Raw genomic sequence first — 20,846 nt, forward strand, 5'->3', positions numbered from 1 at the left:
CTGAAGTGCTGAGAAGAATGGTTTGCGGTAGACTTAGGCGTTTTCGGTAACTTTAGCAACTACTTGCTATATCTTTAGTTGATTCGCCCAATTCCTGGTTTATAGAATAACTCAGAGGCTTTAGCCCTGGGATATCAGCGACTCGTGGGATTTTCATCCCTGTCATTTATTTTCTCTTGCCATAATTTAGCATTTTATCGACAATATGACCCATGTAGGAAGGGTAATCAACCTGTCTAAAAACCCGATTGCCGCCTAAACCGCAGAGACTGTACCTTGACAATTAAACGGCTGTTGCTCTGCTTGGGGAGACCCCAAAACCGCACGGTAGGAGTCGGACACACCTGCAAAGGTTTTCGGTATTTTTCCGATAAATTCTCAATATAAAAATTTTTACATCAAAAGGTTGTTGGCTAGAATTTAATACAGTATCAATGAGAAGTATGTACCACCGTGAGGGAATACTTAAAGAAGAGATTCCCCTACCCTAACCTATCTGCTTATGACTTACTCATCACCACAAGGGCGCAGTACGGCGATAACGATCAAAACTGAGTTTTCGCCTTTTGCTAATAAACTAGTAGCATCTGGATATATCAATAATGAACAAATGAGACAGGCTTTAGCTATGAGCCGCAAGTCTGGCAAGCTGCTGACAGAAGTATTAGAGTCAGTTACTAACCGAAAATTAGCTCCTGAACAGGTAACAGCATACAAAAAACAACACTTATTTGAACTTAAAATTTTATACGGTATTGAGTCGCTTGATACTGAAATCAACGAAATTGATACAACAAATGTGGGGATGCTGATTCAAGAACTCATTCCTGTGGAGATATGCCGTCGCCATTATCTAGTGCCATTGTCAAGACATGATGACCAAGCGTCACCTTATATTTTGGTGGCGATGGTTGACCCAGATAATTTAGACGCTTCTGATGATCTTAACCGAATTTTGCGTCCTAAAGGTTTGTCTTTTCAGCGGCGGGTAATTACCCATAAAGATTACTGGAGCATTATTAATCAATACCTAAATGAGCAAGCTGCCCGCCAAAAGACCTTAGATCAACAAAAAAATTATGATGTGAAGGGGGATTTAGATAATTTAGAGAATCTGGAAATAGAGGAAAATAGTGATGATGATGTTGATTTAGATAAGGCAATCAAGGGTGCTGATGATGCACCTATTATTAAACTTGTGAATCGGATTTTGTTGAAGGCTTTAAGTGAGGGTGTTTCGGATATTCACATTGAACCCCAGGAAGAATATTTACGGATTCGTTTCCGTAAGGATGGGGTGTTACGTGAGGCATTTGAAAATATGCCGAAAAAAATTATCCCGGCAGTAACAGCCCGATTTAAAATTATTTCTAACCTGGACATAGCGGAGAGACGTTTACCTCAAGATGGACGTATCCGGCGGATATTTGCGGGGAGGAAGGTGGATTTCCGGGTAAATACTCTACCCAGTCGTTATGGAGAAAAGGTTGTTCTTCGGATTTTAGATAACTCCTCTACCCAATTGGGTTTGGATAAGTTAATTACTGACCCAGAAACCTTAAAAATTGTTCAGGATATGGTTAGTAAGCCATTCGGGTTGATTTTGGTGACAGGACCAACTGGTTCGGGTAAAACGACTTCGTTGTATTCGGCGCTGTCAGAAAAGAATGATCCGGGGATTAATATCAGTACGGTAGAAGATCCGATTGAATATAGTTTACCGGGGATTACTCAAGTACAGGTAATTCGAGAAAAAGGGTTGGATTTCTCGACGGCATTGCGGGCTTTCTTGCGTCAAGATCCAGATGTGTTGCTGGTGGGGGAAACACGGGATAAGGAAACTGCGAAAACGGCAATTGAGGCGGCATTAACCGGTCACTTGGTATTAACTACTTTACACACTAATGATGCGCCGGGAGCGATCGCTCGCTTAGGAGAAATGGGTATTGAACCTTTCATGGTTTCCAGTTCTCTGATTGGTGTTTTAGCTCAACGTCTCGTTCGTCGTGTCTGTTCTGAATGTCGGATTGCCTATACTCCCACCATTGAAGAACTAGCTCGCTATGGTCTATCCGCTTCCCAAGAGGCTCAGGTGACTTTCTATAAAGCCAATATTATCCCACCAGAAGAAATAGCCAGCCATAAAAATCTTTGTCCAAAATGTAATGGCATTGGCTATAAAGGGCGTTGTGGTGTTTATGAAGTGATGCGGATTACTGAAGAACTACAAACCCTCATTAATCAGGAAGCACCTACAGAAAGGATCAAAGAGGTAGCTGTTGAAGAGGGTATGAAAACCTTACTGGCATACAGTTTAGACCTAGTTCGTCAAGGTGCAACTACCTTAGAAGAGGTAGAACGGGTAACATTTACAGACACAGGTTTAGAAGCCGAATTAAAGGCTAAACGCAAAAGTGGTCTGACCTGTCGAATTTGTACAGGAGAATTACAACCAGAATGGTTAGATTGTCCTTACTGTATGACACCTCGATTTACAGATTAACCAACCACATATTTTGCATTGAGAGTTTGCGGTTATTTATTATTAATTAATGGGAGTGCAGTCAGACTATGGAAATGATGATTGAAGACTTGATGGAGCAACTAATTAATATGGGTGGCTCAGACTTACACCTATCTGCTGGTTTGCCTCCCTATTTTCGGATTAGTGGACATCTCACACCTATTGGTGAACACATCTTAACTGCTGATGAGTGCCAAAGACTAATTTTCAGTATGCTCAATAACACCCAGCGCAAAACCTTAGAGCAAACTTGGGAATTAGATTGTTCCTATGGTGTCAAAGGATTAGCTCGGTTTCGGGTGAATGTCTACAAGGAACGAGGTGCTTTTGCCGCCTGTTTACGAGCATTAAGTTCTAAAATTCCTAACTTTGAAAAATTAGGGTTGCCCGATATAGTTCGGGAAATGACGGAAAAACCTAGAGGATTAATTCTCGTTACAGGTCCGACTGGTTCTGGTAAAACTACGACCCTAGCGGCAATGATTGACTTAATTAATCGGACTAGGGCAGAACATATTTTAACAGTTGAAGACCCTGTGGAATTTGTTTATGAACCTATCAAAAGTCTAGTTCACCAACGCCAATTAGGGGAAGATACGAAGAGTTTTGCTAGTGCTTTAAAAGCAGCTTTACGGGAAGATCCAGATATTATTTTGGTAGGAGAAATGCGGGATTTAGAAACAATTGCCTTGGCAATTTCTGCCGCAGAAACAGGTCATTTGGTATTTGGTACATTACATACAAGCTCGGCTGCACAAACCGTTGACCGGATTATTGACGTTTTCCCCTCAGAAAGACAAACTCAGGTGCGGGTGCAGTTATCTAACTCCTTAGTTGCAGTTTTTAGTCAAACTTTAGTACCTAAGAAAAATCCCAAACCAAATGAATATGGTCGAGTTATGGCTCAAGAAATCATGGTGATTACTCCCGCTATTTCTAACTTAATTCGGGAAGGAAAAACAGCACAGATTTACTCAGCTATTCAGACCGGTGGTAAATTGGGAATGCAAACTCTAGAAAAGGTTTTAGCTGATTTATACAAAGCTGGAACTATTTCTTTTGAAGCGGCAATCTCTAAAACCTCTAAACCAGATGAAGTACAGCGTCTAATTGGTGCAACAGCCCCAGCAGGAGCTAAATTGAACAGGTAAGATGAGGGGGCAAGGGGCGGGGAGCAGGGGAGAGAAATATTCTTTTGCAACTAACAACTGACCAATTCTAAAATTTTAAATTAATATTATGCCTACCTACGTTGCCCGTATTCGTGATTCTCAAGGAAAATCCAGAACTGAAAAATTTACCGCTGATTCCTTGACTGATGCTCGGACTAATCTTAGAGATCAAGGTTTTGTTGTTCAAGATTTAAAAGAATCTCAAAGCTTGGCTTCTCGGTTTGATATCCAGAAAATTCAGAATTCCTTTGTTAAGGTTTCTGTCAAAGATAAAGCAATTTTTTCCCGTCAATTTGCTGCTTTAGTAAATGCAGGTGTAGCTATAGTTAGAGGCTTGAGTGTACTTGCTGAACAGTGTAGTAATCCTAAACTTAAAGCAGCTTTAATAGAAATTTGTGCTGATGTTCAAACTGGAGTTAACCTCTCCGATTCCATGCGTAAACATCCTGAATGTTTTGATGGCTTGTATGTGAGTATGGTACAAGCTGGAGAAATTGGAGGTGTGTTAGATGAGGTTTTAAATCGTTTAGCTAAACTATTAGAAGATATGGCGCGATTGCAGAACCAAATTAAATCAGCTATGTCTTATCCAGTGGTAGTAGGGTTTTTGGCAACTGCTATTTTTGTGGGGATGACAGTTTTTCTAATTCCCATTTTTGCCGCCGTTTTTAAAGATATCGGAGTAGAATTACCAGCACTTACCCAATTTTTGATGACTTGTAGTGAAATATTACGAAGTTATTGGTCATTGGCAATTATCGGCGGGTTATCTGTACTATCATTTCTCTATAAGCAGTATTACAAGACCCCTATAGGTAAGTTAAATATTGATGGTATTTCTCTCAAATTGCCTTTGTTCGGTGATTTGATTCAAAAATCTGCTATTGCTCGGTTTAGTCGGACTTTTGGTTCATTGACTCGCTCTGGAGTCCCGATTTTAACCTGTTTAGAAATTGTGAGAGATACATCAGGAAACCAAGTTATTGCTAATGCTATTGACTCTGCCCGTGAGGAGGTGCAACAGGGGGGTATGATTAGCGTGGCTTTGCTCAAAGAAAATGTTTTTCCGGGTATGGCAATTCAGATGATGAGTATCGGTGAAGAAACGGGTCAATTAGATGGAATGCTGATGAAAGTTGCCGATTTCTATGAAGATGAAGTAGAACAGGCAGTGAAATCTCTCACTAGCATTTTAGAACCGGTGATGATTGTGGTTTTAGGGGGAATGGTGGGAACAATTTTGTTGGCTATGTATTTGCCCATGTTCAAAGTATTTGAAAAGTTGGGTTAAGGAAGGATTGAAAGATGAAGTATGAAGACTAAATAGGGTTTGCTGAATAAGTTGTCTGTGAGGGGAGGTGACAGGTGACAGTTTCAACTATCTGGATATCCTCAACTTTCCAAATCCGACAAGGAAAAATGCACCTATTTTGAGACACTATCAGCCAAAACCTGGCACTTTCTTGTGATAAAAATCCGCGAAACCCTTATTAGCAAATAGTTGTAGCTTTATTTAGCAATCCCTAAATAGGGTTTGCTGAATAAAATCTGTTTTGGGAATATTGGCTGGAGAAACCGTTCAGTTGTTATTAGTTGAATTTTCTTGATTAGGATTAATTAATTCGGGTTTACATTTGCTAAATGGTGCTACCAATTCAGCCCGTTTTAAAAATACTCTTATTAAATAAGAATATCACTTACCTTAATTTTAATTTCTGGAATTACTCCACTTTTAATCACATCATCACGTATATAGATAGATTCTTCATAAAAGCCTTCTACTAAAGATAAAACTGTAATCTTGTTCTGCACAGGATCGACAATCCAATATTCAGTAATTCCCCTGGCTGCGTACTCAGAACGCTTGAAACGATAATCTCGTATTTGATTTTTAACACCAGGCGATACCACCTCAATCGCTATTAATGGTGGTGGCATATCATGGGTAATTGTTCCTCTTTTCGTAGTTTCCAAAGCAGCACGACATTCTTCACCCAAAACTAATAAATCAGGAATCCTTACTTTAGCCCTACGCCCACTTACCTCAATCATAATTTCTTTATATTTTAATAAATGGAACGGGACAGATTTAGCCAATTCCAATAATAATCTCATTGATATATCAGAGTTTAAAATTGATTCTGGTGGCATTAAAACTAATTCTCCATCTACTAGTTCATAGCGATTCTCAGTTCCATCATCATAGGCATAGTAATCTTCAAAGGAAAAATACTTGACTTGTGGTTGAGTAGTTTGAAACATAAATATAATTCCATTATCTTAGTAACTCAAGTTGCTAGTTATCTAGTTGAGGCTGGTAATGGGTAATTGGTAATGAAAACAGAAGTTTCATCCTGTTCATCCTTTAATCCTGGACATCCTGATAGCGAAGCGTGGCGTTAGCCATTTCTGACAATGTACCTAACTAGCAACTTACATTAGTACATATTACTACAAAATTTAAAATATTACAGTTCACATCAGGTCATTCTACACAATTGTGTAGGCTGTGGATCTTTATACACTGCCCTCATAAACAACTTATTCAGCAAACCCTATCTAAAGTTTTTGGATTTTCCATAAATAGCTAGATAGCCAATTTGTCACCATATGAGCAACTATTGGTAATAACAAGTTGCCACTTAATAGGGTACTACAACCTAAAATGATACCAACAATAGTTGCCCAAATTACATAAGGCCATTGTTCCGGACTGCTAAGGTGTAGGACTCCAAAACAAAGACTGGATACGATCACAGCGGTATAATCTGCGCCTAAAGCGGGTAGCATTACACCTCGAAATAATAATTCTTCACTTAACCCGGGGAGTAATCCTAACCAAATTAAGTCCGGTAAAGCTAGAGGTTTGAGAACCATTTCTAGATAATAATCGGCACTTTTGCGATAGGGAGGGGAAAGGCGATACGCTAAACCACTTAATATGGTAATAATTACACCTAAACTAATTCCTAATAATAAATCTTGTTCGTGCCAGCGCCACTCAAAAAGCACAATGTTACCCCAGCGTAACCATAATTTAGCAACTATCCAGAGAATAATTGCGGTTACACCCATTGCTACTAAGACTTGGGTGCGTGTTAAATAGGGTATTTCTGGTTCTTGATTTTGTTTTTCAATCACAGGAGTTTAAAAAATAATTGTTAATTGTCAATGGTTAATGAGGAAGGATTGATACCTGCTTTATGAGCGACTAATACACCTACTGCTTCTAAATATGAGTTTACCTGTAAGGTGGGAATTCTTAACATGGATGCAGAAACTTGCATCAAAGTTTCATTTTCTGCAACTGTAATTATTTGACATTGTTTCTGGATTAAACTCAATAAAGCACTATTTCCACAAGCGGTGACGGGAATAATTAAAGCATCAACTTGATCTGCCCATATATCAGTGGATAAAGAATTGTGATGTTCTGTATTAATGATAAATTGCGGGGCGTTACTCAACCCAACTAAAACGCAAGGTAAGAATGTGTAGCCCAATTCTTCCGCTGCTGCACGGGGGGATAAATCTGCGTCTGGTGAGGTGCTGGCAAGGGCAGGAGCATGGGCGCAGGGAATTTTAAAGGTACGAACTAATAAATGACTAATGACGGCTTCTGCACCTGCTATAGGGTCTACTCCTTGCCCTTGGCAATAGTTTTGGACTGCGGTTTCGTCCATATCCTCGGGGAAACGGGCAACAACTGCGATCGCTTCGGCTTTTTCTTCTATAATTAATTTCTCAGCAGCCCGTAATAAACTATCAGGATTGCCAATTGTTCCCCAACTAGCACCTGATGCAGAAGTCCGTAATTCTACGTTTAGTGGGGCATCTGTAATAACATGATTTGTAATATTTAATCCTAAAGTTGCTCTGGCTGCGTCGGCTACCTGCAAGTGTCGCAGCATTAATTCCGGTTCGAGTCCCTGGTCTAAAAGTAAACCGACTCTGTTACTACGGACGGGACGTAAACCCCATTCTCCAGCCGCAAATTTATCTAAACCATAACCTTCGACATAGAAAGCGTTGGGAATATTCCAGTATAAACTTGCGCCGTTCATGACATTGGGGTGAGTAATCAAGCGATCGCATACCTGTGATATAACTCTAGCTACTGGTAACGCATCACCAGCATAACCGCCAATCGCCGCCCCAATGCCGGTAGGTATAATTAAAATTACTGTGTATGGTTTTTGGATGGGTATCACAGGTTTTTTTCGCGCAAAGACGCAAAGAAGAAATTTAAGCGGTAACTACGGCTTCTACTGTTACGGTTTGTGCTTGTTCATTAACAGCGGTAATAGCCCAACGCAGGGGTTCACCTTGTTTCTCCAATTCTGCTGTAATCGCTTTTTCTAATTCTGTGGGAGTTTCTTGCAATTCGATTTCAGCGGAAATAAAGTGAGTTGTCATAATCCTAAATCCTTTCCCTTGATGATTTTGAGAATACAGAAACTTTTTGGTGATTGGTAATGATGATCAACCTTTCCCAAATTGCGCTTTATAAACAATCTCTTCTTTTTCCGTTTCGATTTTTAAATCAGAAAGAGGTTTAGCAACACAAAGCAGCGCATAGCCTTGTTTTTGCAAATCTGGACTTACACCCATACCATCCTCTTGATTTACAGTTCCTTCTGTAATCAAAGCCGCACAAGTTGTACAAACACCAGCACCGCAAGAAGTCGGTAAGTCTAAACCATTAGCTGAGGCGGCATTGAGAATAATTTCATCTTCAGGAACTTGCAGGGTATGTTTTTTACCTTGGTGGTTAATTTCTACAGTGTAAATTTTGGACATATATAGCAGCAGTGTTTGGCAACAGACAAATATTCTATTCTACTTGTTGACATTATTAGGACATTCTACCATATTTATTGTTAAATTTGACTTAATCCTCAAGGCTTTTGGCTGTTATTGAATTTGGTTCGTTCGTTTATATTCATGGGGATACCTCAAACTTTGGGCGTAAATTAGACTTTTCAACCAACCTCTTAGAATATAGATCAATTATTTACGGTACAAAACCACATTTGATTGTAGACTACTAATACCAATTTTACGGGAATCTCCACAGAATCATCAAATACATTGATTCATGCATATTCATCTGCGTTTATTTGCGTTCATCTGCGTTTAATTATTCTTAAAATCCTAAATTGACATATACAAATTTTATGTTACGTGATTTCCAAAATCGAGCCGAATTAGTCGCATATCTCAAGGAACAGTTCCCCCAAGCCGCAGCACAAGATGATCACATTAGCGATATTCCCGGAGGAAGGAAAGCAGCACAACAAGCACTCCAAAAAATTGACCCCATAGCTTACGCAAAAACCCGCAACTTCTTAACAGGTGACATTACCAAATTATCACCATACCTTCGTCATGGAGTCTTGAGTCTGCGGGAAGTTCGAGAATATATACTGAACCGAATTGACAATCCAGAGGATGCTAATAAACTAATTAACGAATTAGGTTGGCGCGATTACTGGCAAAGATTATATGTCAAACTAGGAAACGAGATTTGGCAAAATCAAGAAGAATCCAAAACCGGTTATCAATCAACAGACTACGCAGCCCAACTACCTGAAGATATCACAACCGGAACGACAGGACTAGTTTGCATTGACAGCTTTAGTCAGGAACTACGAGAAACAGGCTACCTGCACAACCATATAAGAATGTGGTTAGCCGCCTATATTATCCATTGGCGGCATATTCAATGGCAAGCCGGCGCAAAATGGTTTCTCCAACATTTACTTGACGGTGATCCAGCAAGTAACAATATGTCCTGGCAATGGGTAGCAAGTACATTTAGTCATAAACCCTATTTTTTCAACCGTGAGAATCTAGAACGGTACAGCAAAGGCGTTTATTGTCGTCAATGTCCCCATTTCGGCAAATGCGACTTTGAAGGCAGTTATGAACAAATAGAACAACGACTTTTTCCTCAAGCTAAATTGAGCAAGCAGCCTAACAGTCAAAGTTGGCAAAAAGGCAGTTATCGGCAATAAGCACCCCAATTTGTTAATAAATGTAAAGAATAAGTCCTATCTCAAAAATCAAATGATATATTCAAACCATAGGACACCAAGCAAATAAAAACCAACTAAAAGAAAGGGTAAATGATCAGTGTGTCCCCTATCATCAGCCCGACAATTACAGCATTATTGATGAAGAAGTGGCAATTAGCCAAACTCTAGATGAGATGGCGAAGCCAAATCCCAGAGCGGAAAGACGTAGATATGCTGTATTTGCGTTTTAGAAAGTCCACCCTTAGTAACTTAAATTCACTTACTTAGTTTAATCATTTGAAACCTGCAAATTCACTAGAACCCGGTCAACCTTGATCGGGTTTTTAGATGTTTATACCTTGTTTTAATGGGAAAATTGCTATGATATAATAGTCAATTATTAATCATCAAATAGAATTTATTTATGTCTTTAACCCACATTCAGCAGGTGTTTTTTGAATTTTCGGAATTATCCATAACCCAATGATAACAAGGCTTTCAGACAATGACACGCAATTCTATATTAGAGCGATGCCTTCGGCGCGGCGTAGCCATCGCCGATATACTTAAAGTTAGAATCAAGTTTATTGAGAATAATGTCAATAAATTAGTTGGTTTGAGATTAAATTCATTGAATACCTCCATGTATGGCAAAAAGCATAAAGTGGTTATTATGATTGGGTTTTAGCTGTTTTATGAAATTCTTTTTTTGACAAAATAACCTGCTGGGGAAAATATTCTGAGTATATTTACTCATGCTGAATGTGGGCTTTAAAGTTCGTATTGTTATGAGAGTTAATTATTATGCGAATTAAGCAAATTTCCGTTAGCGGCTTATTTGGAATTTTTGATCATGTAATTCCGTTGAATATGGATGAGAGAATCACCGTCATTCATGGACCTAACGGTTTTGGAAAAACAGCAATGTTGAGAATTTTAAATGCTTTTTTTAACTCCCGATACCCGGAATTGCGAACTATTCCGGTTAGTAAATTTTGCATTGAATTTGATGATGGTAGTCATATTGAGATCATCAATAACACTAACAATTATGATAAAATTGAAAATAATTTTATTGTCAATTTTTATCAACCCAATTTAGATATAGTTACTTTTGATCCAAATAGTAGCCCTCAGATAAAAGATTTCCCAATTGGTGTTATCAATAATTTTATACCAGGATTAGAACGAATAGCTACGAAAAAATGGCTCTATAAGCCTACTAAAGAAAGTCTTTCTTTAGAAGAAGTTTTAGAGCGTTTTGGTGATTCATTGCCCTTAAAGTTGATATCTCCAGAACAACCTGACTGGCTAGAAAAATTAAAGAACAACATTCATATTCACCTCATAGAATCGCAACGTTTGTTAAAGTTTGCGCCTAATCTTCGTGTTAAATCAGAGGATAAAATATCTTCAAAAGTGTCAACTGTATCTCAATATTCTTCTGATCTTGCCACTTTAATGCAAGATAAGTTTAAAGAATATGGAACAATTTCCCAATCTCTTGATAGAACTTTTCCCATGAGAGTAGTAAAACAACAGTCATCACCAGATATAACAGATGAACAACTGCGTAATCAACTCAACGAACTTGAAGAAACTCGTTCTCGTCTTATAGAAGTAGGTCTTTTAGATCCAGATGAAAATTCAGAGTTTCAAATTCAACCACAAGACATAGATGAAAGTACCAAAAATGCTTTATCAGTATATGTTGAAGACGTAGAGAAAAAGCTCAATGTCTTTACTGAAATAGCTACCAAAATTAATTTATTGAAGAAGATTATTAATAATAAATTTTCCTATAAAGAGATAAATTTTAGTAAAGAAAAGGGATTCATTTTTACAACACTTTATAATTCCTCCTTATCTGATTCAAAAACTCTATCAGCAACTGATTTATCATCGGGTGAACAACATGAATTAGTGCTTTTATATGAACTACTATTCAAAGTTGAACCTAATTCCTTAGTCTTGATTGATGAGCCTGAATTATCTCTTCATGTAGGCTGGCAAGTGCAGTTTTTAAAAGACTTACAAGAAATTACAAAGCTGGCTGATTTAGATATTCTCATAGCTACTCATTCACCAGATATAATACAAGATCGCTGGGATTTAACAGTTGAATTGAAAGGTGCGGTAAAATGAGAGAATTTTTGACCGTTGACCGTGTTGCTAACCAAATAAGATTACGACGTAGTACTTATTCAGGAACTTTCTTATTAGTTGAAGGAAGTTCTGATAAAACTTTCTATGAGCGATTTGTTGATAAATTAAGTTGTGAATTAGTCATTACTGCGGGTAAACCTTCTAGTAAACAACGTGCTATTGCCATTTTAGAAATTTTAGAAAAATCAAATTTTCAGGGAATTTTAGCAATTGTTGATGCGGATTTTGATCGTCTGCAAAATACACCAGATACAAGTCCTAATCTACTCCGCACCGATACTCATGATCTGGAAACTATGTTAATCAAGTCATCTGCTTTAGAAAAAGTAATTAGTGAATTTGGTTCTGAAGAAAAAATTACCCAGTTGAATCGAGATATTAGAGAAGTATTAATTTCAGTTGGTGTTGCAGTTGGTTATTTACGTTATATTTCTGAATCTGATGAATTAAATTTGACATTTGAAGGTATAACTTTTAGCAAATTTATTGATGAAAAAAATTGGCAATTTAATGACGTAAAACTCATTCAAGAAATCAAGAATAAATCTCAAGCTTTTTATTTGAAAGATGAAGATTTAGAAAAACGGTTATTTACCGAAAAAAGCAATAATCAAGATCCTTGGCAAGTCTGCTGTGGTCATGATTTAGTAGAAATCCTATCACTTGGTTTACGAAAAGCTATTGGAACTAATAAAACGGTTGATGTTGAAGCAAATAGTCTTGAGCGTAATTTACGACTTGCTTATGAAGTAGCTTATTTTTACAAAACTCAGCTTTATTGGGAAATTCGCAAATGGGAAACCAACAATCAACCATTTCATGTTTTACAGATTCTTGAATAAGAGGACGTTTTAAAAGTCATTATTGATGTATCAAAAACTTTTAAATCCCCTAATGAACATAGTATTTCAAACATCCAACTTAATGTAAAATACACCAAGCAACCTGGCAAATAAAGTTATATGATATAAATGATTTACTAGAATAAAATATTTTCAACTATGTCTGTTATTTCATGGAGAAATTGATTGAACTATGGTAACAATAAAATCTCAACGGAAAGTGCTGTTATCTCATGGGGAAGATGGGTATTTTGTTGTCGAAGTACCAAGTTTACCCGGTTGTATCAGTCAGGGGAAAACTCGTGAGGAAGCTTTAGCTAACATAGAAGAAGCAATATCTCTCTACATTGAAGTTTTGCAAGACAGAAATGAACCTGTTCCAGAAGATACGGTATTGATGGGATATTAATCTGAAATACCCCTTTTTGATATAATTGATGCTAACGCCCCATCAGTTTTATTGCTGTTATACCCTTCCCTGGATAGTATTATGACTAACAACGTAAGTATTTATAATCAGTCCGAGGTAGATGAAAAGTATCTAGAAGCATCCCAACAGTTGCAGTTAGAGAAACAAACTTATGGCTCAAATTATATTCATCTTTATGTTGATGATATAGAAGGTGATTGGCTGGAAAATTGGGATTGTGAAGATGATTTAACAGATTATATTGATGCTTTTTATCATCATTGTGAACAGGGAAATTATCAATTTGCTTTTGATACTTTAAAAGCTGGTGATGATTTGTTGAATCAGCCGGAGAATCATGAAAAATGTTTAGAACTTTATAGTTATTTAGTTGAAAGGTTAGAATTACAAGATACAAAGCAATCAGAAATAAACCATCAAGAGATTTTGAACTTAGCTAAACAACGGATTTTAGAGTTACAAAAACAGAAACAAGGAGAAAATATGTCATCCCGTCAGATTTTTAATATGACCGAGGAAAAAATTACTCTGGCAAAGTTGATTAGCGAAAAACAACTATCAAGGATAGTTTTGAAGGGCTTTAAATCTATTGCAGAATGTGACATTGAACTTACTCAACTCAATATACTCATTGGCTGCAATGGCGCAGGAAAATCCAATTTTATCAACTTTTTTCGTATGGTTCAAGAGATACTTGATGGACATTTGCAAGTTTTCGTTAGTCGTCAAGGTGGACCAGACACAGTGTTGCATTTCGGGCGAAAAACAACTGAACAATTAGAGATTGAATTATATTTTGGCAATAATAGATATTTTGCCACCCTTGAACCTACTCAAGATAACCGTCTGATGTTTTCTAAAGAGTCATTTGGCTCGAGTAGTGGTAAGTCAAAAATGCGAGTGCAAGCACTAATAGGTAGTGGTCATTTTGAAACTCAGGCTTTTACTGGTACTGGTACAAAAATGGATAAATATATATTATCTGCCATGCAGCAATGGCGGGTTTATCATTTTCATGACACCAGCGATAGTGCCTATGTAAAACAAGCTGCTCCTATTAATGATAATATTTATCTACGTCCAGATGCTCGCAATTTGGCGGCTTTTTTGTATTTATTGAAAAATAACTATTCCCAATCTTATCAACAAATTGTTAAAACAATCCGACTTGTAGCACCTTTCTTTAGTGATTTCTTGCTGCGTCCTTCACCACATAATAATGATGTGATAGAGCTAGAATGGTTTGAGCAAGGTCAGGATATGCCTTTTAAAGCACATCTTGTTTCTGATGGAACACTGCGCTTTATATGTTTAGCAACGGTATTTTTACAACCTACTGCTTTACAACCAGAAACTATTTTAGTTGATGAACCAGAATTAGGTCTTCACCCTTACGCAATTACTATTTTAGCATCTTTAATACGTGCTGCTTCTAGAGAAAAACAAATAATTGTTTCTACTCAATCTGTAGAATTATTAAATGAATTTACAGCAAAAGATGTGATAGTTGTAGATAGAAAAGACGGTAGATCATTACTGCGTAGATTGGATAAGGATGATTTACAGGAGTGGTTAGAAGATTATACTTTAGGAGAATTGTGGAAAAAGAACATTATTGGAGGTAGACCTTCAAGATGATGCGAGTCAATATTTTTGTAGAAGGACAAACGGAAGAAACTTTTGCCAGAGAATTACTTTACAATCATTTTCTGCAACAAAACATATATGTTAGGCCTATACTTCTAGGAGGTGCGGTAACTTATGGAAAAATCAGAAAAGAATTATATCGTAAATGTTCTGAAGATAGCACCGCTTTTGTAACTACGATGTTAGATTTGTATGGACTACCAAAAGATTTTCCCGGTAAAAGTTCTATTCCCACTACAGCTAATCTTTTTGAGAAAGCTGAATATCTTGAACAACAAATGGGTGTAGATATTGGAGTCCAAAATTTTATTCCTAATTTATTGGTGCATGAGTTTGAGGGACTTCTCTATAGTAATCCACAAGCTTTTTTAGGATGGTTTGATCAAAACATAGTAGAACAGCTACAGCGTGAACGTGAATCATTTCCTTCACCTGAACATATTAATGATAGTCCGCAAACATCACCATCTAAACGTATTCTTCGATGTTGTCCTCGATATGATAAACCGTTACATGGTTCTTCAATTGCTATGGATATCGGATTGGATACAATACGTAAACAGTGTCAGCATTTCGATAAATGGTTAACAAAACTGGAAAACATTAAGTAGTTAACTATTTTGTCAGAATCAGGATGTCTAAGATTTAAGGATTTACAGGATGGAAATTTTATGAATAACAATGTAGATATAGGAATCGTGCTGTTATCTCATGGTGAAGATGGGTATTTTGTTGTCGAAGTACCCAGTTTACCCGGTTGTATTAGTCAGGGTAAAACCCGTGAGGAAGCTTTAGCTAACATAGAAGAAGCAATATCTCTCTACATTGAAGTTTTGCAAGACAGAAATGAACCTGTTCCAGAAGATACGGTATTGATGGGATATTAATCTGAAATACCTCTTTTTGATACAATTGAGATCCAAAATCGCATAAAATTAACAAAACAACCCCGAATGGAGATTTAACTTGTCGGCATATAGGACTAGACTACAAGCAAACGAGATTAAGCTCAGACTACAACCTTTAAGACGTGCATCTCTGTTTAGAGGAGAAATTGAATTGGCAGTTAGGATTAAAGAAATTCTAAATACACTATCTAAATATAAAAATGAACTTCTTGATAAAAAACGGTTTTTAATAGACTTTCTGAATGAATTTTATTACGATATCCAAACTTATCTATATACCATCCAACCACTTTTAAATTTATCCCCAGGAGACATAGAAAAATCTTGCCAGCAAAAGAACATATCTGTAACTGATTATTACTGGTATACAGTAATATTACCTAATTGGTTGAGTCAAGAAGATCCGAAATTTTCTTACTGGATTGAAAAACTTATACAAGAAGAGTATACTGGTAGTGATGAAGATTTAATTATTGCTCTAACTAAAACAATTAATGCTAGGTCTGACGGAAGTGCTTCAAACCGTTATATTCTAGATTTATCTATGGCTACAGATTTACTTGTTAGTCACGTTCCTAGTGCAATTGAGCCTGTGTTTGTTCAACTTACAGGTACTGTTATCCTTCGAGATGGACAACGTAACCCTGATTTTTTGACTAAGCAGCAGAAATGGAATCATACTCTATCATGTTGGGGTATTAAACGGGCTTTACTGGTTGCTCATGATGCTCAAGTGAACACTCCAAACAATCTACTTAAGTTAGCAAGTGTTATGCTAAAAGAGAGTAGAGATCGCCCTATCACTTTTATTGCCGTTATACCCTTCCCTGGATAGTATTATGACTAAGAATGTAAAAATTTATAATCAGTCAACTTCCGAGGTAGATTGGAAATATCTAGAAGCATCTCAACAGTTGCAGCTAGATAAAGAAACCTATGGCTCAGATTATATTCATCTTTATGTTGATGATATAGAAGGTGATTGGCTAGAAAATTGGGATTGGGAAGATGATTTAACAGATTATATTGATGCTTTTTATCATCATTGTGAACAGGGAAATTATCAATTTGCTTTAGATACTTTAAAGGCTGGTGATGATTTGTTGAATCAGCCGGAGAATCATGAAAAATGTTTAGAACTTTATAGTTATTTAGTTGAAAGGTTAGAATTACAAGATCCAAAGCAATCAGAAATAAACCATCAAGAGATTTTGAATTTAGCGAAACAGCGTATTTTTATATTACGAAATAATGGAAAAGGGGAAAATATGCAAGAAGAAAGAATGATAAATATCATAGATCCAGCAGGATCTCGTTTAGGATATATTAGAAAGTCCCTTGATAAAGTACATAATGGTGTAATTAGGAGAACTTGGGGTATTGAAGTTTCTGTTTCTGAAGATGATCTGTGTCATTCATTTAGTCAAGAAGCAAAAGCAAGTAGTGGTGATTTTCTAGTAACTTTCGGCATTTGGTATAATATTCCAGTACAAGGTTATTTCCTAACTATAAAACAGGGTTCTGAAACTATAACAGAAATTAAAGAATTTTCAGAAACATCAACATTTTCTATTGATGAACATGATTTGGTAGAAGAATTTTTGAAAAAAATAGAGGGTGCTACTTGGCAAACTAAGTCCTTAGATTTAGATGCTTTACCAGAATAAAAGATATATCATTATATTTGTCATTCCATCAAAAAACTAATTGAACTATCGTAAAAATGAAATCTCAAAGAAAAGTGCTGTTATCTCATGGTGAAGATGGGTATGTTGTTGTTGAAGTACCAAGTTTACCCGGTTGTATCAGTCAGGGTAAAACTCGTGAGGAAGCTTTAGCTAATATTGAAGAAGCAATATCTCTCTACATTGAAGTTTTGCAAGATAGAGGTGAACCTACCTGTTCCAGAAGATACGGTTGAGGTAGTGCTGGTTTGAGTAAGTCACCCATAATCTCAGGTTTAGAGTGTGTGAAAGGACTAGAAAAAAGCGGCTTTTTTGTGGATAGAAAAAGAGGAATTAATATTTTACACAACTCTATGATAAGTAATTATATTTTCTGATTCATCTTCTGGATCTGCAAGCCAGATTTGATCAACAATAGGTGGAATCGTTGCATTTTCGATAATTTCTATAATTCTCTCAGGAAAAAGAAAATCACCACCTATTTCTACAATTAGAATCTTTACACAATCTGTATATTCCTGGAATTTTTTTTCTGTAGCTGCTAAATGTCTAGCTAATTCTTGGGCTATTACTGGTTCAGCTTCTATCATCTCTTTATAATAAACTCCAACATCTTTCCAAGCACCAGATAATTTTAGACCAGATTTATCTGAAGTATCATCACGTTCATTGTCTGGAATACGACGAAAGCAACAAGGAATAGGTTTATCAATAAAAATGATCTCAGAAATTAAAAAATCTTCCAGATTATTTTTAATGTACAGTGTTATTTCTCTCGATAAACCATCTAATTTACTTTTGGAATTTTGATAAAGAATACTTTCATCGATACTAATTTGATATAAATCTTCAGGTAGAGAGTTCCTTAAATCTCTTTTAAAAGCTTTTTGAAAAGAATTAAAAAAATCGTGAAAATGTCTATGCTTTTGATAATAATCTTTAGGATAAACTATCTGTTTACATTCAATGACCATTGGTTGATCCCCGGATGCTTCTAGTAATACCTCTGGTTGCTTTGTCTCTTTCTTGGAAATATCAAGACATTTAGAAAGACTATAATCTTTTCCATAAGTCTCGTTAAATTGATTTGCAAAATCTTTTAATCCCTTGTTCCACTCGCATTTGCCATCACGAAAACAATGAAAAGACACCATATTATTTATGATTAAATAGCTTACTCTTTAATTATAGTCTCAAAATTTACATGGCGCAAGAATAACTAAGGTATAAATATGAAGCAATATTATGGTTTATATTCTAGTAAAGAACCGTGCAGTTTTTGTCCCAACTCCATGTAAAATAAATATTCCAGTCAGTATTTCCTTAATATTACTATTCCCTATTTAATATATTTATGCAAATCAATTTTCAAACCTTTACCGTTAACAAACGATTTCCCCTCACAATTAGTCGCGGGACAACAGCACAAACAACAAATATCTGGTTACAAATTAGCGCAGAAGGAATTGCAGGTTGGGGAGAAGCATCACCTTTTGGTGTGGGCAACCATAGGCAATCTACCGAGAAAATTCAAGAAACTTTGCAGCAAATCATACCTGCTTTACAAAAATATAGCCCTTGGCAACGGCAGGAAATTGAGGCACTATTAGAACAAATGCAAATTCTGTCCGCAGTCAAAGCGGCTGTGGATATGGCATTACATGATTGGTTGGGTAAGCGCGTGAATTTACCATTGTGGCAACTATGGGGACTGGATAGAAATGTTATAGTACCAACATCGGTAACAATTGGCATTAATTCCCCAGCAGGTGCAAAGGCAAGGACGCGAGACTGGTTACAATTTATGGATGTGCAGTTATTAAAGGTAAAATTAGGTTCAACCGAGGGAATAGAAGCAGATAAAAAAATGCTCTTAGCAGTACGGGAAGAAGCCGCCGGAAAAGATGTATTTGTTGATGCTAATGGCGGCTGGAGTTTAACGGATGCTATAAATATGTGTAATTGGTTAGCTGATTTGGGAATCAAGTATGTAGAACAGCCTTTAGTAAGAGGTGAAGAAGCAAATTTAGCCGAATTGAAAAAACATTCACCGTTACCAATTTTTGTAGATGAAAGTTGCTTTACCAGTGCGGATATTCCCCAATTAGCTAATTATGTGGATGGTATTAATATCAAATTAATGAAATCTGGGGGAATCTCCGAAGCTATGCGAATGGTGAATACAGCCAAAGCCCACAATTTACAAGTCATGTTTGGCTGTTATTCTGATAGTTGTCTTGCTAATACTGCCGCTTTACAACTTGCACCACTGGCTGATTATTTGGATTTAGATAGTCACTTAAATCTAATTGATGATCCTTTTAGTGGTGCAGTGGTGGAAAATGGGCGAGTTTTGCCGAATAATTTACCTGGTTTGGGAGTGAAACATTGTGCGTCTGTCGCTTAATCAAAAAATAGCAATTCTTCTCCATGAGGGAATTACTGGAGTTCAGGGAAAAACGGGGTTATCAATTTTACGTTACAGCGAGTCCCCCATTGTGGCGGTGATTGATAGAGAAACTGTAGGTAAATCTTTAGTCGAGTTAACTGGTATTCAGCGAGATGTGCCAATTGTGGCATCTTTAACAGCAGCTTTACAGTACAAGCCGGAAGTTTTGGTAATTGGGATTGCGCCTAAAGGTGGTGCTGTTCCTGATGATTATTGGCTGGATATCAAAGATGCCCTCAAGGCGGGAATGTCTTTGGTAAATGGATTACATACACCAATGGCAAATATACCGGAATTAACTGCCCTCCTCAAACCAGGACAATTAATTTGGGATGTCCGCAAAGAACCGGCTAACTTAGATGTAGCATCAGCAGCGGCGCAAAATCTGCCCTGTCGGCGGGTGTTGACGGTGGGAACGGATATGGCTATTGGTAAAATGTCCACAAGTCTGGAATTACACCGGGTGGCTAAGTTGCGGGGTATCCGTTCTAAGTTTTTGGCTACCGGTCAAACTGGGTTAATGTTGGAAGGGGAAGGGGTGGCTTTAGACGCGGTGCGGGTGGATTTTGCTGCGGGTGCGGTGGAACAGTTGGTAATGCGTTTTGGTCAACATTACGACATTTTGCAAATTGAGGGTCAAGGTTCTCTTTTACACCCTGGTTCAACGGCAACTTTACCGTTAATTAGGGGTTCTCAGCCTACACATTTAATTTTAGTGCATCAAGCGGGACAAACTCATAACCGTAATAATCCTCATATCTTGATTCCATCTTTATCGGAGGTGATTAGGATGTATGAAATTGTTGCTAGTGGTGCGGGGGCTTTTCGTCCTGTTTCGGTGGTGGGAATTGCTTTGAATACTCGGAATTTGGGGGAAGTAGAGGCAAAAAATGCGATCGCTCAAATTATAGCAGAAACTAAGTTACCTTGTACAGATCCTATTCGGTTTGGGGCTGGGTTATTATTGGATGCTGTTATGCAAAGTTAAAATTTCTGAACGGGTAGT

General features: G+C 37.1%; 21 protein-coding genes. 15 read left to right on the top strand and 6 right to left on the bottom strand.

Features of this window, described 5'->3' with window-relative positions:
• Positions 1–502 precede the first annotated feature (502 nt).
• The 3 genes from IQ226_RS11740 (at position 503) to IQ226_RS11750 (ending at position 4,987) form a co-directional block, all read left to right on the top strand.
• The gene (locus IQ226_RS11740) at positions 503–2,503 is read left to right on the top strand and encodes a GspE/PulE family protein (protein ID WP_193895562.1); all 2,001 of its coding nucleotides are present in this window, start codon (positions 503–505) and stop codon (positions 2,501–2,503) included.
• 68 nt (positions 2,504–2,571) lie between these two features.
• Entirely contained in the window at positions 2,572–3,675 is a 1,104-nt protein-coding gene (locus IQ226_RS11745) for a type IV pilus twitching motility protein PilT (protein ID WP_193895564.1), read from the top strand.
• An 88-nt stretch (positions 3,676–3,763) separates the two neighbouring features.
• Complete coding sequence (locus IQ226_RS11750) at positions 3,764–4,987, top strand: type II secretion system F family protein (RefSeq protein WP_193895566.1); 1,224 nt, start codon at positions 3,764–3,766, stop codon at positions 4,985–4,987.
• A 389-nt stretch (positions 4,988–5,376) separates the two neighbouring features.
• Here IQ226_RS11750 and IQ226_RS11755 read toward each other — a convergent pair whose 3' ends face one another.
• The 5 genes from IQ226_RS11755 to IQ226_RS11775 form a co-directional block, all read right to left on the bottom strand.
• Positions 5,377–5,958, bottom strand: a complete 582-nt coding sequence (locus tag IQ226_RS11755) for a Uma2 family endonuclease (protein ID WP_193895568.1) — start codon at positions 5,956–5,958, stop codon at positions 5,377–5,379.
• Between the two features lie 297 nt (positions 5,959–6,255).
• Positions 6,256–6,837 (bottom strand): CPBP family intramembrane glutamic endopeptidase, encoded by a 582-nt coding sequence (locus IQ226_RS11760; RefSeq protein WP_193895570.1) that lies wholly within the window; start codon positions 6,835–6,837, stop codon positions 6,256–6,258.
• 20 nt (positions 6,838–6,857) lie between these two features.
• A complete protein-coding gene (locus IQ226_RS11765) occupies positions 6,858–7,898 on the bottom strand; it encodes a DUF3326 domain-containing protein (RefSeq protein ID WP_193895610.1) in 1,041 nt (346 codons plus the stop codon).
• A gap of 43 nt (positions 7,899–7,941) precedes the next feature.
• Positions 7,942–8,112, bottom strand: coding sequence for a hypothetical protein (locus IQ226_RS11770; RefSeq protein ID WP_193895572.1), 171 nt, complete (start codon positions 8,110–8,112; stop codon positions 7,942–7,944).
• A gap of 66 nt (positions 8,113–8,178) precedes the next feature.
• A complete protein-coding gene (locus tag IQ226_RS11775; RefSeq protein WP_193895574.1) occupies positions 8,179–8,496 on the bottom strand; it encodes a 2Fe-2S iron-sulfur cluster-binding protein in 318 nt (105 codons plus the stop codon).
• A 377-nt stretch (positions 8,497–8,873) separates the two neighbouring features.
• On the opposite strand from IQ226_RS11775, the gene IQ226_RS11780 reads away from it, so the two are divergent.
• The 10 genes from IQ226_RS11780 to IQ226_RS11825 all read left to right on the top strand — a co-directional run bounded on the left by IQ226_RS11780 (position 8,874) and on the right by IQ226_RS11825 (position 17,627).
• Positions 8,874–9,713: an FAD-binding domain-containing protein gene (locus IQ226_RS11780; protein ID WP_193895576.1), complete on the top strand. Its 840-nt coding sequence runs from the start codon at positions 8,874–8,876 to the stop codon at positions 9,711–9,713.
• Between the two features lie 804 nt (positions 9,714–10,517).
• Entirely contained in the window at positions 10,518–11,858 is a 1,341-nt protein-coding gene (locus IQ226_RS11785; RefSeq protein ID WP_193895578.1) for an AAA family ATPase, read from the top strand.
• Positions 11,855–12,721 carry a DUF4435 domain-containing protein gene (locus tag IQ226_RS11790; protein ID WP_193895579.1) on the top strand — a complete coding sequence of 289 codons (867 nt, stop codon included), beginning with the start codon at positions 11,855–11,857 and terminating at the stop codon, positions 12,719–12,721. The genes IQ226_RS11785 and IQ226_RS11790 overlap by 4 nt, the downstream gene beginning before the upstream one ends.
• A 193-nt stretch (positions 12,722–12,914) precedes the next feature.
• Complete coding sequence (locus IQ226_RS11795; RefSeq protein ID WP_096667896.1) at positions 12,915–13,130, top strand: type II toxin-antitoxin system HicB family antitoxin; 216 nt, start codon at positions 12,915–12,917, stop codon at positions 13,128–13,130.
• An 81-nt stretch (positions 13,131–13,211) separates the two neighbouring features.
• Positions 13,212–14,789, top strand: coding sequence for an AAA family ATPase (locus IQ226_RS11800; RefSeq protein WP_228039384.1), 1,578 nt, complete (start codon positions 13,212–13,214; stop codon positions 14,787–14,789).
• The gene (locus tag IQ226_RS11805; protein WP_193895581.1) at positions 14,786–15,409 is read left to right on the top strand and encodes a DUF4276 family protein; all 624 of its coding nucleotides are present in this window, start codon (positions 14,786–14,788) and stop codon (positions 15,407–15,409) included. Before IQ226_RS11800 ends, IQ226_RS11805 begins: the two co-directional genes overlap by 4 nt.
• Before the next feature lie 60 nt (positions 15,410–15,469).
• Positions 15,470–15,685, top strand: a complete 216-nt coding sequence (locus tag IQ226_RS11810) for a type II toxin-antitoxin system HicB family antitoxin (protein WP_193895583.1) — start codon at positions 15,470–15,472, stop codon at positions 15,683–15,685.
• Positions 15,686–15,857: 172 nt separating this feature from the next.
• On the top strand, positions 15,858–16,541 hold the full coding sequence (locus IQ226_RS11815; RefSeq protein ID WP_228039385.1) for a hypothetical protein: 684 nt from the start codon (positions 15,858–15,860) through the stop codon (positions 16,539–16,541).
• A gap of 4 nt (positions 16,542–16,545) precedes the next feature.
• Entirely contained in the window at positions 16,546–17,373 is an 828-nt protein-coding gene (locus IQ226_RS11820; protein ID WP_193895587.1) for a hypothetical protein, read from the top strand.
• A gap of 56 nt (positions 17,374–17,429) precedes the next feature.
• Complete coding sequence (locus tag IQ226_RS11825; protein ID WP_370567126.1) at positions 17,430–17,627, top strand: type II toxin-antitoxin system HicB family antitoxin; 198 nt, start codon at positions 17,430–17,432, stop codon at positions 17,625–17,627.
• A 105-nt stretch (positions 17,628–17,732) separates the two neighbouring features.
• On the opposite strand, the gene IQ226_RS11830 is transcribed toward IQ226_RS11825, so the two are convergent.
• Positions 17,733–18,545, bottom strand: a complete 813-nt coding sequence (locus IQ226_RS11830; protein ID WP_193895589.1) for a hypothetical protein — start codon at positions 18,543–18,545, stop codon at positions 17,733–17,735.
• A gap of 200 nt (positions 18,546–18,745) precedes the next feature.
• Between IQ226_RS11830 and IQ226_RS11835 the strand changes: the two genes are divergently transcribed.
• On the top strand, positions 18,746–19,798 hold the full coding sequence (locus IQ226_RS11835) for a dipeptide epimerase (protein ID WP_193895591.1): 1,053 nt from the start codon (positions 18,746–18,748) through the stop codon (positions 19,796–19,798).
• Entirely contained in the window at positions 19,782–20,828 is a 1,047-nt protein-coding gene (locus tag IQ226_RS11840) for a DUF1611 domain-containing protein (protein WP_193895592.1), read from the top strand. Before IQ226_RS11835 ends, IQ226_RS11840 begins: the two co-directional genes overlap by 17 nt.
• Positions 20,829–20,846 lie beyond the last annotated feature (18 nt).

The organism is Dolichospermum sp. LEGE 00240 (assembly GCF_015207875.1).
Taxonomy (GTDB): domain Bacteria; phylum Cyanobacteriota; class Cyanobacteriia; order Cyanobacteriales; family Nostocaceae; genus Dolichospermum; species Dolichospermum gracile.

Coding starts and splice junctions, on each gene's coding strand:
- IQ226_RS11740 (WP_193895562.1), top strand. CDS start 503: ATGACTTACTCATCACCACAAGGGCGCAGTACGGCGATAACGATCAAA.
- IQ226_RS11745 (WP_193895564.1), top strand. CDS start 2,572: ATGGAAATGATGATTGAAGACTTGATGGAGCAACTAATTAATATGGGT.
- IQ226_RS11750 (WP_193895566.1), top strand. CDS start 3,764: ATGCCTACCTACGTTGCCCGTATTCGTGATTCTCAAGGAAAATCCAGA.
- IQ226_RS11755 (WP_193895568.1), bottom strand. CDS start 5,958: ATGTTTCAAACTACTCAACCACAAGTCAAGTATTTTTCCTTTGAAGAT.
- IQ226_RS11770 (WP_193895572.1), bottom strand. CDS start 8,112: ATGACAACTCACTTTATTTCCGCTGAAATCGAATTGCAAGAAACTCCC.
- IQ226_RS11775 (WP_193895574.1), bottom strand. CDS start 8,496: ATGTCCAAAATTTACACTGTAGAAATTAACCACCAAGGTAAAAAACAT.
- IQ226_RS11780 (WP_193895576.1), top strand. CDS start 8,874: ATGTTACGTGATTTCCAAAATCGAGCCGAATTAGTCGCATATCTCAAG.
- IQ226_RS11785 (WP_193895578.1), top strand. CDS start 10,518: ATGCGAATTAAGCAAATTTCCGTTAGCGGCTTATTTGGAATTTTTGAT.
- IQ226_RS11790 (WP_193895579.1), top strand. CDS start 11,855: ATGAGAGAATTTTTGACCGTTGACCGTGTTGCTAACCAAATAAGATTA.
- IQ226_RS11795 (WP_096667896.1), top strand. CDS start 12,915: ATGGTAACAATAAAATCTCAACGGAAAGTGCTGTTATCTCATGGGGAA.
- IQ226_RS11800 (WP_228039384.1), top strand. CDS start 13,212: ATGACTAACAACGTAAGTATTTATAATCAGTCCGAGGTAGATGAAAAG.
- IQ226_RS11805 (WP_193895581.1), top strand. CDS start 14,786: ATGATGCGAGTCAATATTTTTGTAGAAGGACAAACGGAAGAAACTTTT.
- IQ226_RS11810 (WP_193895583.1), top strand. CDS start 15,470: ATGAATAACAATGTAGATATAGGAATCGTGCTGTTATCTCATGGTGAA.
- IQ226_RS11820 (WP_193895587.1), top strand. CDS start 16,546: ATGACTAAGAATGTAAAAATTTATAATCAGTCAACTTCCGAGGTAGAT.
- IQ226_RS11825 (WP_370567126.1), top strand. CDS start 17,430: ATGAAATCTCAAAGAAAAGTGCTGTTATCTCATGGTGAAGATGGGTAT.
- IQ226_RS11830 (WP_193895589.1), bottom strand. CDS start 18,545: ATGGTGTCTTTTCATTGTTTTCGTGATGGCAAATGCGAGTGGAACAAG.
- IQ226_RS11835 (WP_193895591.1), top strand. CDS start 18,746: ATGCAAATCAATTTTCAAACCTTTACCGTTAACAAACGATTTCCCCTC.